The organism is Micromonospora sp. KC213, assembly GCF_004348325.1.
GTDB lineage: Bacteria > Actinomycetota > Actinomycetes > Mycobacteriales > Micromonosporaceae > Micromonospora.
The window spans coordinates 1-12,549 of sequence record NZ_SMKF01000054.1 but is presented as its reverse complement, the minus strand read 5'-3'; the positions used below and the strand labels follow the sequence as shown (position 1 = coordinate 12,549).

Here is a 12,549-nt window from a genome sequence, read left to right as displayed (position 1 = left end):
CCGACGCTCAGGTCGGTCCGGCGGCGTCCAGGGCCGCGCGGACCAGGGCCAGTGCCCGGTCCGGGGAGATGCCGAGGCGGGCCGCCTCCTCGGCGTACCGGACGGCGGCCCGCTGCAACCGGTCGGTCGCGTCGTCCCGGCCCGGCGCGACGTACGTGCCGTGCCGGCCCCGGGTGCGCAGCAGCCCCGCCGCCTCCAGTTCCCGATACGCCCGTGCCACGGTGTTCACCGCCAGCCCCAGCTCTCCGGCGAGCTGCCGCACCGGGGGCAGCCGGCTGCCCACCGGCAGCCGCCCGTCGCCGATCAGGGCGGCCAGTTGCCCGCGTACCTGCTCGTACGGCGGCGCCGGGGAACCCGGGTCGATCTCGATCAACATGTCAGCCCGCCCCTCCCGGCGTACCCGGATCGATCACCTCGTCGGCCTCGACGTCGAGGTCGGCCGGCGGCGGCCCGTCGGCCAGATCCACCACCCGACCGTGCCGGCTGGTGGCGGCCAGCGCCGCACCGAAGAGCACCAACTGGTTGAGCAGGTAGAGATAGAGCAGCACGCCCACCGCGCCGGCCACCACCGTGTACGCCGGGTTCCGCTCGGTGCGCACGATGTAGTACCGCCCCACGGTGTTGAGCAGCGTGATCCCCACCGCGACGAGCAGCACCACCGGCCGCAGCCGACGTCGGCTCATCCGCAGCCGCGGCACCGCCACCAGCAGCGCCGTCGCGATCACCAGGTTGACCAGCACGCTGAGCACCGCGCTGACCGTGGTCAGGCCGATCGAGCCGGTGGCCCGCAGCAGAAAACGCAGCAGCGACTCCAGCGCGTCCACCGCCGCCACCGAGACACCGAGCATCACGAAGACCAGCAGCAGCACCGCCAGGTCGACCAGGCGGCGCATCACCAGGTTGCCGGGCTGCTGGTCGAAGCCGTACATCAGCCGCTGCGACGAGCGGATCGCCTCCACCCAGCCGATCCCGGTGAAGACCAGGATGACCAGGCCGACCACACCGACGGTGTTGCTGCTCTGGGCGATCTGCTGCGGATCGAGGAAGGGCAGGTTCTGCCGCAGGAAATCGGCCGCCGCCTCGCTGACCTCGTCGTTGGCCTCCAGGATCGCCCCGAAGACGGAGTACGCCACCAACGCGAGGGCGAAGACGGCGAAGAACCCGTAGTAGGCGATGGCCGCCGCGAGCCGCCCGCCGAGCACCGCCCCGTACAGGTCGACCGCCCGCCACAGGTGGTCGAACCGGGGCCACCGGTGCCGGGCCGTGGTGAGCCGGCGGTCGATGCCCGCCGTCAGCCGCCCCCACGCGTCCACCCTGCCATCCTCGCCGAACACCCGGGCCCAGGACGACCGGACGACCTCAGCCGCCCAGCCGGAAGTCCCGGCGCGGCTGCCACCGGGTCTCGCAGCTGTGCGAGAAGAGGGTGAAGGAGTCGACCTCGAACATCGCGGAGAAGTCGGCCAGATCCTCGTACGCCCGGTCCAGCGCCTCCGGCGCGACGTCCTGCGCCACAGTGACGTGCGGGTGGTACGGAAAGCGGGCCTCCCGGTGCAGCTCGGGAGCGGCGTTGATGGCGGCGGCGAGCAGCTCGCACTCGCTGATGCCGGCGGCCACCGCCACGAACACCACCTGGGTCACCGGCCGGAACGTGCCGGTACCCCGCAGGTGCAGGGTGAACGGCAGGTGCGCGGCGGCCACCCGGGCCAGGTGTGCCTCGACCGCCGGCAGCGCCGCGACGGGGATCTCGGTGGGCCCGAGCAGGGTCACGTGCGCGGGCACCACCTGCGGGTCGCCCGCCTCGACCCGACGTCGGGTGAGCATGTCGCCCCACGGCTCCGGGATGTCCACCGCGATCCCGATCTGGATGGTGTCACCGGCGTCCGGCGCCCCGCCCCTGCGATCCACGCTCCGCGCCACCCCTCCCGCCGCCGACTCCACCCTGACGAACCCGACCGCGCTACTCGACGCGCACCGGCGGGAAGAACCCCACCCGGTCGTAGGCCGTACGCAGCGTTGGCGCGGCCGCGGCCCGGGCCTTCTCCGCGCCGGCGGCGAGCAGCTTGTCGAGCTGGGCCGGGTCGTCCAGGTAGCCCCGGGTGCGCTCCTGCACGGGCGTGACGAATTCGCGCACCACCTCGCCGAGGTCCTTCTTCAGATCGCCGTACCCCTTGCCGGCGTACGCGGCGACCAGCTCGTCGATGCTCCGGCCGGACAGCGCCGAGTAGATGGTGAGCAGGTTGGACACGCCGGGCTTGTGCTCGGCGTCGAAAACGATCTCGCGGCCGGTGTCGGTCACCGCGGAGCGGATCTTCTTCGCCGACCGGGCCGGGTCCTCCAGCAGGTTGACGATGCCGGCCGGGGAGGAGGACGACTTCGACATCTTGGCCGTCGGGTCCTGTAGGTCGGTGATCTTCGCGGTGTCCTTCACGATGTGCGGCGCGGGCAGCGTGAAGGTCTGCCCGAACAGCGAGTTGAACCGCTGCGCCAGGTCGCGGGAGAGCTCCAGGTGCTGGCGCTGGTCCTCGCCGACCGGAACCGCGTTGGCCTGGTAGAGCAGGATGTCGGCGGCCTGCAGGATCGGGTACGTGAACAGGCCGATGCTGGCCCGCTCGTTGCCCTGCTTCTGTGACTTGTCCTTGAACTGGGTCATCCGGCTGGCCTCGCCGAACCCGGTGACGCAGCCGAGCACCCACGCCAGCTGCGCGTGCTCGGGCACCTGGGACTGCACGAACAGCGTGCAGCGCTCCGGATCGAGGCCGACGGCGAGCAGCTGCGCGGCGGCCATCCTGGTCCGCTGCGGCAGCTCCTTCGGGTCGTGCCCGGCGGTGATCGCGTGCAGGTCGACCACGCAGTAGAACGCGTCGTGGCTCTCCTGCAGGGCCACCCAGTGCCGCACCGCGCCCAGGTAGTTGCCGAGGTGGAACGAGTCGGCGGTCGGCTGGATACCGGAGAAGACACGCGGGCGGGCGGGTGCGTCGGACATGGCGGCAATTCTGTCAGCAAGGACCGGCGTACGTCATGACGGCCCGGCGGGTCGGCTCGCCACCGGAGCGGCCGGGGCGGTCACCTCGCGCCGCTGTTCCGGTAGGCGCGTGGCGGAGACCCCGACCCGGGACACCCGCCGCCCCTCCAGGGCCAGCACCCGCAGCAGCCAGCCGCCGTCCGGCCCACCGGGCTCGCGGTCGGGCGGGGCCACCGGGACCTCGTCCCCGGCGACCGGCAGCCGGCCCAGCACGGCCATCACGTAGCCGCCGACCGTCTCGTACGGCCCGGTCGGCAGTGCCACCCCGGTGCGCTCGGCGAAGTCGGCGAGGTTGAGCCGGCCGTCCACCACCGTGGGCAGGCCGGCGGCGTCGGCGTCGGCGTACCCGTCGTGGATCTCGCCGACCAGCTCCTCGATCAGGTCCTCCAGGGTGACGATGCCGGCGGTGCCGCCGTACTCGTCGACCACCACCGCCAGGTGGTGTCCCTCCCGGCGCATCTCGGTCAGCGCGGCGAGCACCCGCTTGCTGCCGGGCAGCCGCTTCACCTCGCGGGTGAACTCGCCGACGGTGGTGCACGGGTCGAGGTCGGGGCGGAGCAGCACATCCCGCAGGTGCACGAAGCCGACCACGTCGTCGTGGGTGCCGTCGATCACCGGGTAGCGGCTGTGCGGTTCGACGCGGACCATCCGCCGGGCCTCGGCGAGGCCCGTGCCGGCGGAGAGGAAGACCACCTCGGTGCGGGGCATCATCACCTCGCGGACCAGGCTCGCCCCGGCCACCAGCACCTCGTCGATGATTCGGCGCTCGTCCGGGTCGAGCACGGTGTTGGCGGCGACCAGGTCGCGCAGTTCGTCCTCGCTGATCCGTTCCCGGCCGGCGGCCGGGCTCGCGCCGAGCAGGTCGGTGACGAGCCGGGTGGCGCCGTCGGCGGCTCGGACCACCAGCCGGGCCACCCCGCGCGCCACCGGACCGGGTACGCGTCGGGGTCGCCCCGGCGCTCGCCGCCGCGACCCGGGACCACCCGTGCGCATGTAGCTGATGGTAGGGCTCCGTGACGCACCACAACCGGCCATGTTCGGATCTGTTCAATCGTGGAGGTTCATGGTGGAATAGCGGGTGGTTGACGCGGAGCGGGAGCACCGCTCCGGTCGTAGGGTGATCACGACGGCCGTGGCGGACCCCGGCCAGGCAGGGAGGACCGACGTGAAACTACTCGTCACCGGCGGCGCCGGCTTCATCGGCAGCGTGGTGACCCGGATGCTGCTGGACAACGGCCACGACGTGACGGTCCTCGACGACCTGCGCACCGGCCACCGGGAGGCCCTCGCCCCGGACGCCACCCACGTCGACCTGCCGGTCCACGAGGCAGCCCAGGTGCTCACCCCCGAGGCCGGCTTCGACGGGGTGCTGCACTTCGCCGCGCTGATCGCCGCCGGCGAGTCGATGGTCCGGCCGGAACTCTACTGGCACGCCAACACGGTCAGCTCGATCGCGCTCATCGACGCCGTACGGGCCGCCGGGGTGCCGCGCCTGGTCTTCTCCTCCACCGCCGCCGTCTACGGCAACCCCACCGAGCTGCCCATCCCGGAAACGGCGGCCAAGGCCCCCACCAACACGTACGGCGCCACCAAACTCGCCGTCGACATGGTGCTCACCTCCGAGGCGATCGCCCACAACCTGGCCGCCGTCTCGCTGCGCTACTTCAACGTCGCCGGGGCGTACCTGCACGGCGACGTCGCCATCGGTGAACGGCACGACCCGGAAACCCACCTCATCCCGATCGCGTTGCAGGTCGCCGCCGGCCGGCGGGAGAAGCTCCAACTCTTCGGCGACGACTACCCCACCGTCGACGGCACCTGCGTCCGCGACTACATCCACGTCGAGGACCTGGCCCGCGCCCACCTGCTCGCGCTGACCGCCGCCACCGCCGGCCAGCACCGCATCTACAACCTCGGCAACGGCGCCGGCTTCACCAACCGCCAGGTGGCCGACGTGGTCCGCGAGGTCACCGGCCACCCGGTGCCGGTGGAGGTCGCCCCCCGCCGCGAGGGCGACCCGGCCGAACTGGTCGCCTCCTCCGCGCTGGCCCGCGCCGAACTCGGCTGGACCCCGCAGAAGCCGACCCTGCACGACATGGTCGCCGACGCCTGGACCTTCTACCGCACCCACCTCCTGGAGCAGCAGTGACCGACGTCGAGGACCGCGCCACCGCCGGCTTCCGATCCGCGTACGGCCAGGAGCCGGCGGGCCGTTGGGCGGCTCCCGGCCGGGCCAACCTGATCGGCGAGCACACCGACTACAACGACGGCTACGTGCTGCCCTTCGCGCTGTCCCTGCGTACCGTCGTGGCCGCCGCGCCGCAGGACGGGGACCGCTGGACGGTCTGGTCCGAGACCACCGACGGACAGATCGAGTTCGTCGCCGCCGACGTCGACGAGCCCGGCCGGGTCACCGGCTGGGGCGCGTACGTCGCCGGGGTGGTCTGGGCGCTGCGCGAGGCTGGCCACGCCGTGCCCGGTGCCCGCCTGGCGATCGCCTCCGACGTGCCGCTCGGGTCCGGGCTCTCCTCCTCGGCCGCTCTGGAGGCGGCGGTGCTCACCGCCCTGGTCGACCTCGGCGGGCTGGACCTGCCCGCCGAGCGGCAACCCCGCCTCGCCCAGCGGGCCGAAAACGCCTACGTGGGGGCACCCACCGGCATCATGGACCAGTCCGCGGCGATCCGCTGCCGGAAGGGCCACGCGCTCTTCCTGGACTGCCGCACCGAGGAGGTCGAGCACATTCCGTTCGACCTGGACGCCGCCGGCCTGGCCATGCTCGTCGTCGACAGCCGTGCCCCGCACCGGCACGCCGACGGCGAGTACGCCTCCCGCCGGAAGTCCTGCGAGGCCGCGGCGGCCACGCTCGGCGTGCCCGCCCTACGCGACGTCTCCGTCGCCGACCTCGACGCGGCGCTGCCGAAGCTGCCGGACGACGAGACCCGCCGCCGGGTCCGGCACGTGGTCACCGAGGACCAGCGGGTGCTCGACACCGTCGCGTTGCTGCGCGCCGGCCGGGTACGCGAGATCGGCCCGCTGCTGACCGCCTCGCACGCCTCCATGCGCGACGACTTCGAGATCACCGTGCCGGAGATCGACACCGCCGTCGAGGCGGCACTCGCGGCCGGGGCGCTCGGCGCCCGGATGACCGGCGGCGGCTTCGGCGGCTGCGTGCTCGCCCTGGTCGAGGCCGCCGCCGCCGTGACCGTGGCGCAGGCCGTGACCGACGCGTACGCCGCACGCGGATTCACCGCGCCGGGCCACGTCACGGTCCTGCCCGCCCCCGGCGCCACCCGCCTGGACTGACCTCGACGCCGGATCACCGACCGACGCCCGGACGGCGACCGACGCCCCGGGCGCCGACCGGCCGCTTTGTTGTGCGCCAGTGGGGAGTGTCCCGTGGCCCGGGCACCCCGACTGGCGCACACAAAGTCGATCTCGCCCACGCCGCGCGGGCCGGCCCGGCCGGAGGCTCCGGCGAGGTGGCCTCGGTCAGCCCGCCTCGACGATCATGCCGGCACCGACGGTACGGTTGGTGGCCTCGTCGATGATGACGAAGCCGCCGGTGGTGCGGTTGCGGCGGTACTCGTCGGCGAGCAACGGCACCGTCGTACGCAGCCGGACCCGACCGATCTCGTTGAGCTTCAGCTCGCCGGCCGCATCGTCCCGGTGCAGGGTGTTGATGTCCAGCCGGTAGTGCAGGGCGCGCACGATCGCCCGCGCGGAACGGGTGGTGTGCTTGACGGCGTACCTGCCGCCGACCTGCAACGGCCGGGTCTCGTCCATCCAGCAGACCATCGCCTCGATGTCCTGCGACACCGCCGGGGCGTTGTTCGGCCGGCAGATCATGTCCCCGCGCGAGATGTCGATCTCGTCGGCCAGCCGTACGGTCACCGACATCGGCGGGAACGCCTCGTCGACCGGGCCGTCCGCCGTCTCCACCGAGGAGATCCGGCTGGTGAACCCGGAGGGCAGCACCATCACCTCGTCACCGGGCTTGAGCACACCCGAGGCCACCTGCCCGGCGTACCCGCGGTAGTCGGTGACGGTGGTGGACTGCGGGCGGATCACGTACTGCACCGGGAAACGGACGTCGACCAGGTTGCGGTCGCTGGCGATGTGCACCCGCTCCAGGTGGTGCAACAGCGACGGCCCCTCGTACCAGGGCATGTTCTCCGAACGGGAGACGATGTTGTCGCCCCTGAGCGCGGAGATCGGCACCACGGTCAGGTCCGGCACGTCCAGCTTCGCGGCGAACGAGGTGAACTCGTCGGCGATCCGCTCGAAAACCTCCTGCGCGTAGTCCACAAGATCCATCTTGTTGACGCAGAGCACCAGGTGCGGCACCCGCAGCAGCGAGCAGAGGAAGGCGTGCCGGCGGGACTGCTCCACCAGGCCCTTGCGGGCGTCCACCAGGATCAACGCCAGGTCGGCGGTCGAAGCGCCGGTGACCATGTTGCGGGTGTACTGGATGTGCCCGGGGGTGTCGGCGATGATGAACTTCCGCCGCGGGGTGGCGAAGTAGCGGTACGCCACGTCGATGGTGATGCCCTGTTCCCGCTCGGCGCGCAGGCCGTCGGTGAGCAGCGCCAGGTTGGTGTACTCGTCACCCCGGGCCGCGCTGACCGCCTCCACCGCGGCGAGCTGGTCGGTGAAGAGCGACTTCGTGTCGTACAGCAGCCGGCCGATCAGGGTCGACTTGCCGTCGTCCACGCTGCCCGCGGTGGCGAAGCGCAGCAGGTCCATCGGCCGCCCCTCGGGCAGCGTGGATTCGGCGGCCGGGGCCGCGGTGTCGACGCTCATCAGAAGTAGCCCTCCCGCTTGCGGTCCTCCATGGCGGCCTCGCTGACCCGGTCGTCGCCGCGGGTCGCGCCGCGCTCGGTGATCCGGGTGGCGGCCACCTCCTCGATCACCTTCTCCACCGTGTCGGCGTCGGAGCGGACCGCCGCGGTGCAGGAGGCGTCACCCACGGTGCGGTACCGCACCCGGGCCTTGAACCGCTCCTCCCCCGCTCGGGGGCGGAAGAACTCGTTGACCGCGTAGAGCATGCCGTCCCGCTCGATCACCTCGCGCTCGTGGGCGTAGTAGATCGACGGCAGCGGGATGCGCTCCCGGGCGATGTAGTGCCAGACGTCCAGCTCCGTCCAGTTGGACAGCGGGAAGACCCGGATCGACTCTCCCGGGTGGTGCCGGCCGTTGTACAGCGACCACAGCTCCGGGCGCTGGTTCTTCGGATCCCACTGGCCGAACTCGTCGCGGAAGCTGAACACCCGCTCCTTGGCCCGGGCCTTCTCCTCGTCACGTCGGGCGCCGCCGAAGAGCGAGTCGAACCGGTGTTTCTCCACCGCCTCCAGCAGCACCGGCGTCTGGATCCGGTTGCGCATCCCGTCCGCGGACTCCCGCACCGTGCCGTTGGCCAGGGCCTCCGGCACACTCGCCACGATCAGGTGCAGGCCCAGTTCGGCGACCCGCTGGTCGCGGTACTCCAGCACCTCGGGGAAGTTGTGCCCGGTGTCCACGTGCATGACGGGAAACGGGATGTTGGCCGGGGCGAACGCCTTCTGCGCCAACCGGAGCATGACGATCGAGTCCTTGCCGCCGGAGAAGAGCAGCACCGGGCGCTCCATCTCGGCGACCACCTCGCGCATCACGAAGATGCTCTCCGCCTCAAGAGCGTCGAGGTGGGAGACCTGGTAGGAGCGGGCGGGAGCCGTCATGACACGGTCTCGCTCGGCGTGGATCCCGGCATGGCTTCCTGACCTTTCCGGTCGGGCATCTCAAGAACAAGCGCTCAGGCTACCCGGAATGCCTCTGCAACGCTGCAAGCAACCGAGTGGCGAGATCCTTGCGACAGACCAGCAGGTCCGGCAGGCGCGGATCCGCCTCGTTGTATTTCAGCGTAGAACCGTCAATCCGGGAAGCGTGCAGGCCGGTGGCCGTCGCCACAGCCACCGGCGCGGCCGAATCCCACTCGTACTGGCCACCCGCGTGGATGTAGGCGTCCACCTCACCGGTCACCACGGCGGCGATCTTGGCGCCTGCCGAACCCATCGGCACCAGCTGCGCCCCCACCTCCTCGGCCAGGTCGGTCAGGAACACCGGCGGCCGACTGCGGCTCGCCGCCAACCGCAGCGTCCGCCCGCCACCCGAGGTCGCCGCCGCCAACGTCATCGGCGGGTACGCCGGCGGCTGGTCCGTGCCCAGCACCCGATGCTGCGCCGGCAACGCCACCGCCCCCGCCACCAGCCCGTGCGGCGTCGGCGCGTTCCGCGCCCAGAGCGCCACGTGCACCGCCCAGTCCGTCCGCCCCTCCTCGGCAAACTCCCGGGTGCCGTCCAGCGGGTCGACGATCCACACCCGGTCCGCGGTCAACCGGGACACCGTCCCGGTGCTCACCTCCTCCGCCCAGGCCAGCCGCGCCCCCTCGTCCTCCTCGGAGAGCACCGCGTCCGCCGGCCGCCATCTCGCCAGCTCGTCACGGATCAGCTCGTGGGAGAGCTTGTCGCCCACCGCCTTCAACGCGCCCGGGTCCTCGAACCCCAACTCGGCGCGCAACCCCAGCAACGCCTGCCCCGCCCGCGCCGCCAGCCACCGGGCGAACGCGCCGTCGATCATCGGAGGACTGCCCACACCATGCTCCCGTCGCCTCGCGCGGCCACGCCGCCGGTCGCGCCACGTCAGAAGGCGCAGACTACCGGCAACCCGGCCGATACGCGCCGAGCGTCTCACCCGCCGTGATACGCGTTCTGCGTGGCCTCCACACCCTTGGTGACCACCGACTCCACCACGTCCGCCGCCCGGTCCACCAGGAACTCCAACTCCTTGCGCTCCCCGGCTCCGAAATCCGACAGCACGTAGTCCGCCGGATCCTGCCGCCCCGGCGGGCGACCGATACCGAACCGCACCCGGACGTACTCCTTCGTCCCCAACGACTTCGACATCGAGCGCAGCCCGTTGTGCCCGCCCTCGCCGCCACCCAGCTTGATCCGCACCTGGCCGTACGGGATGTCCAGCTCGTCGTGCACCGCGATCACCCGCCCCGCGGGAATCTTGTGGAACTGGGCCAGCGCCGCCACCGGCCCCCCGGACAGGTTCATGTACGTCAACGGCTTCGCCAGCACCAGCTTCGGCCCACCAAAACCCAGCCGCCCCTCGGCCACCTCGGCCACCGCCCGCTTGTGCCGCCCGAACCGCGCGCCCAACCGACCCGCCAACAGGTCGGCCACCATGAAACCGACGTTGTGCCGGTTACCGGCGTACTCCCGGCCGGGATTGCCCAGGCCGACCACCAGCCACGGCCCCGCCTCGTCCGTCACGTCCCGCCCCTCCCGGCGTCACACCCGTCCCGATACGCCGACAGGCGCCCCCGACGATACGGGGACGCCTGCCGGCAACGCTGCGGACCGATCAGGCCTCGGTCTTCGCCTCGGCGGTCTCCTCGCCACCCGCGGCGGCCGGCGCGCCGGCCTCGGCACCCTCGGACGACTCGGCGGTCTCCTCACCGACACCAGCCTCGACCTCGGCCTCGGCGGCTTCGACCTCGGGCAGGGTCGACTCGAGCTGCTCGGCGGTCGGGGCGGCGGTCACCGCGGCGACCTGGGTCTCCGGGTCGGCGGCCAGCTCGACGCCGGCCGGCAGCTCCACGTCGGCGGCGGTGACCTGGTTGCCGGCCTCCAGGCCCTCGACCGAGGCCTCCAGGTGGTCCGGCACCTTGGTCGCGTCGGCGGTCACCGACAGGGTGTCGTGGTCGTGCACGATCAGGGTGTCCTTGGCGGCCTCACCGGTCAGCTGGACCGGGACCTCCACGGTGACCTTCTCGCCCCGCCGGACCAGCAGCAGGTCGACGTGCTCGAAGGTGTCCTTGATCGGGTCACGCTGGATCGCCTTCGGCAGCGCCAGCACCTGGGTGCCGTCGCTGACCTCGATCGCGAAGAGCTGGTTGGCGCCGCCCTTACGGATCGCGGCGGCGAACTCCAACGCCGGAAGCGCGATGTGCTTCGGCTTCTCGCCGTGGCCGTACAGCACGGCGGGCACCTTGCCGGCCCGGCGGGTACGGCGGGCACCACCCTTGCCGAACTCGGTACGGGGCTCGGCGCTGATCTTTACCTCGGACACGGGGAAACTCCTGATGCTTCGCTGCGGCGGCTTGTCGTCTGGCGGTGCTGGGGCGAGGGGCTCGCAGGGGCTCATGCGTCATGAACGACTGCCCGGAGCACCGCGTCGATGACGGTGCCCCCGTGCGGTGCTTTTCAGCGGCCCGCCGGGCACCCTCGCCGTGGCAACCGTGCCAGTCTACCCGAGCCGGTTCCGGTCCTGCCGGCGGTCCCCCCGGTCATCCGCACGCCCCGGTCACCCGCACGCCCCCGGGGTGGCGGACTGCCGCCGCACCACCCCCGCCATGGCCGCCCGTCGCCACGGTGACCGGCCGGATGTCCGCGTCCGGCCGGCCGACCCGTCAGCTCAGTCCACCGAAGAGGGTGGTCACCGAACCGTCGTCGAAGACCTCCCGGATCGCCCGGGCCAGCAGCGGCGCGATCGACAGCACCGTGATCTTGTCGAGCTGCTTCTCCGGCGGCAGCGGCAACGTGTTCGTCACCACCACCTCGCTGATCGGGCTGTTCTTCAACCGCTCGGTCGCCGGATCCGAGAGCAGGGCGTGGGTCGAGGCCACCACGATCTCCGCCGCCCCCGACTCCTTCAGGATCTCGGCCGCCTTGGTGATCGTGCCACCGGTGTCGATCATGTCGTCGACGATCAGGCAGACCCGACCCTCCACCTCACCGACCACCCGGTTCGCCACCACCTGGTTCGGCTTCATCGGATCCCGGGTCTTGTGGATGAACGCCAGCGGGCAACCGCCGAGCCGGTCCGTCCACCGCTCCGCCACCCGCACCCGACCCGAGTCCGGCGCCACCACCGTCATCGGCCGGCCCGCGAACTTACGCTCCACGTACGCGGCCAGCACGTCCATCGCGAAGAGATGGTCCACCGGCCCGTCGAAGAAGCCCTGGATCTGCGCCGTGTGCAGGTCGACGGTGAGGATCCGGTTCGCGCCCGCCGTCCTCAACAGGTCGGCCACCAGCCGCGCCGAGATCGGCTCCCGACCCCGGTGCTTCTTGTCCTGACGCGAGTACGGATAGAACGGCAGGACCACCGTGATCCGCTTGGCCGAACCCCGCTTCAGCGCATCCACCATGATCAGGGTCTCCATGACCCAGGTGTTGACCCCGTGCGTGACGGACTGCACCACGAAGGCGTCCGAACCACGCACCGAGTCCTTGAACCGTACGAAGATCTCACCGTTGGCGAAGTCGTACGCGTCGGCCGGCGTCGGCGCGACGCCGAGCACCTCACCGATCTCCTGTGCCAACTCCGGAAAGCCACGCCCGGAGAAGAGCATCAGGCTCTTACGGTTTTCGGCGACGATGCTGCCCATGGGCCCGTCTGCTCCCGTTGGTCGGTGGTATCCGGCGGCGGTGTGGCCGGGACTAGTCGGTTGCAGTATCCCCCGCCGTCAACCCGCCACCCAC

Annotated in this window: 13 protein-coding genes; 2 read left to right on the top strand and 11 right to left on the bottom strand. The window is 71.8% G+C overall.

Annotated elements, in window-relative coordinates:
• Nucleotides 1-7 precede the first annotated feature (7 nt).
• Genes E1166_RS13745 through E1166_RS13725 form a run of 5 tightly spaced genes read right to left on the bottom strand, consistent with a single transcriptional unit; the run spans nt 8 to nt 4,015 of the window.
• The gene (locus tag E1166_RS13745) at nt 8-376 is read right to left on the bottom strand and encodes a GntR family transcriptional regulator (RefSeq protein ID WP_132338998.1); all 369 of its coding nucleotides are present in this window, start codon (nt 374-376) and stop codon (nt 8-10) included.
• A 1-nt stretch (nt 377) separates the two neighbouring features.
• Nucleotides 378-1,313, bottom strand: a complete 936-nt coding sequence (locus E1166_RS13740; RefSeq protein ID WP_132338996.1) for a YhjD/YihY/BrkB family envelope integrity protein — start codon at nt 1,311-1,313, stop codon at nt 378-380.
• Between the two features lie 46 nt (nt 1,314-1,359).
• A complete protein-coding gene (locus E1166_RS13735; RefSeq protein ID WP_132338994.1) occupies nt 1,360-1,938 on the bottom strand; it encodes a 2'-5' RNA ligase family protein in 579 nt (192 codons plus the stop codon).
• 19 nt (nt 1,939-1,957) lie between these two features.
• The gene (trpS, locus tag E1166_RS13730) at nt 1,958-2,983 is read right to left on the bottom strand and encodes a tryptophan--tRNA ligase (RefSeq protein ID WP_132338992.1); all 1,026 of its coding nucleotides are present in this window, start codon (nt 2,981-2,983) and stop codon (nt 1,958-1,960) included.
• 33 nt (nt 2,984-3,016) lie between these two features.
• Nucleotides 3,017-4,015, bottom strand: a complete 999-nt coding sequence (locus E1166_RS13725; protein ID WP_132338990.1) for a hemolysin family protein — start codon at nt 4,013-4,015, stop codon at nt 3,017-3,019.
• Between the two features lie 172 nt (nt 4,016-4,187).
• Here E1166_RS13725 and galE point away from each other — a divergent pair, with 172 nt between their 5' ends.
• Nucleotides 4,188-5,171 carry a UDP-glucose 4-epimerase GalE gene (gene galE / locus E1166_RS13720; protein ID WP_132338988.1) on the top strand — a complete coding sequence of 328 codons (984 nt, stop codon included), beginning with the start codon at nt 4,188-4,190 and terminating at the stop codon, nt 5,169-5,171.
• Nucleotides 5,168-6,325, top strand: coding sequence for a galactokinase (gene galK / locus E1166_RS13715; RefSeq protein WP_132338986.1), 1,158 nt, complete (start codon nt 5,168-5,170; stop codon nt 6,323-6,325). The genes galE and galK overlap by 4 nt, the downstream gene beginning before the upstream one ends.
• Before the next feature lie 186 nt (nt 6,326-6,511).
• Here the strand turns inward: galK and cysN are convergent, their stop codons facing one another.
• The 6 genes from cysN to E1166_RS13685 all read right to left on the bottom strand — a co-directional run bounded on the left by cysN (nt 6,512) and on the right by E1166_RS13685 (nt 12,455).
• Nucleotides 6,512-7,822: a sulfate adenylyltransferase subunit CysN gene (gene cysN / locus E1166_RS13710; protein ID WP_132338983.1), complete on the bottom strand. Its 1,311-nt coding sequence runs from the start codon at nt 7,820-7,822 to the stop codon at nt 6,512-6,514.
• Nucleotides 7,822-8,736 (bottom strand): sulfate adenylyltransferase subunit CysD, encoded by a 915-nt coding sequence (gene cysD, locus E1166_RS13705; protein WP_132270586.1) that lies wholly within the window; start codon nt 8,734-8,736, stop codon nt 7,822-7,824. The genes cysN and cysD overlap by 1 nt, the downstream gene beginning before the upstream one ends.
• A gap of 79 nt (nt 8,737-8,815) precedes the next feature.
• Complete coding sequence (locus E1166_RS13700; protein WP_132339028.1) at nt 8,816-9,634, bottom strand: 3'(2'),5'-bisphosphate nucleotidase CysQ; 819 nt, start codon at nt 9,632-9,634, stop codon at nt 8,816-8,818.
• Nucleotides 9,635-9,744: 110 nt separating this feature from the next.
• The gene (gene pth / locus E1166_RS13695; protein ID WP_132338981.1) at nt 9,745-10,335 is read right to left on the bottom strand and encodes an aminoacyl-tRNA hydrolase; all 591 of its coding nucleotides are present in this window, start codon (nt 10,333-10,335) and stop codon (nt 9,745-9,747) included.
• 91 nt (nt 10,336-10,426) lie between these two features.
• Nucleotides 10,427-11,134, bottom strand: coding sequence for a 50S ribosomal protein L25/general stress protein Ctc (locus E1166_RS13690; protein ID WP_132271205.1), 708 nt, complete (start codon nt 11,132-11,134; stop codon nt 10,427-10,429).
• Nucleotides 11,135-11,474: 340 nt separating this feature from the next.
• Nucleotides 11,475-12,455 carry a ribose-phosphate diphosphokinase gene (locus tag E1166_RS13685; RefSeq protein ID WP_132338979.1) on the bottom strand — a complete coding sequence of 327 codons (981 nt, stop codon included), beginning with the start codon at nt 12,453-12,455 and terminating at the stop codon, nt 11,475-11,477.
• Nucleotides 12,456-12,549 lie beyond the last annotated feature (94 nt).

What these genes read in the sequence shown, in the direction of transcription:
- E1166_RS13745 (WP_132338998.1), bottom strand. Translation starts at nt 376, where the DNA reads ATGTTGATCGAGATCGACCCGGGTTCCCCGGCGCCGCCGTACGAGCAG.
- trpS (WP_132338992.1), bottom strand. Translation starts at nt 2,983, where the DNA reads ATGTCCGACGCACCCGCCCGCCCGCGTGTCTTCTCCGGTATCCAGCCG.
- E1166_RS13725 (WP_132338990.1), bottom strand. Translation starts at nt 4,015, where the DNA reads ATGCGCACGGGTGGTCCCGGGTCGCGGCGGCGAGCGCCGGGGCGACCC.
- cysN (WP_132338983.1), bottom strand. Translation starts at nt 7,822, where the DNA reads ATGAGCGTCGACACCGCGGCCCCGGCCGCCGAATCCACGCTGCCCGAG.
- cysD (WP_132270586.1), bottom strand. Translation starts at nt 8,736, where the DNA reads ATGACGGCTCCCGCCCGCTCCTACCAGGTCTCCCACCTCGACGCTCTT.
- E1166_RS13700 (WP_132339028.1), bottom strand. Translation starts at nt 9,634, where the DNA reads ATGATCGACGGCGCGTTCGCCCGGTGGCTGGCGGCGCGGGCGGGGCAG.
- E1166_RS13685 (WP_132338979.1), bottom strand. Translation starts at nt 12,455, where the DNA reads ATGGGCAGCATCGTCGCCGAAAACCGTAAGAGCCTGATGCTCTTCTCC.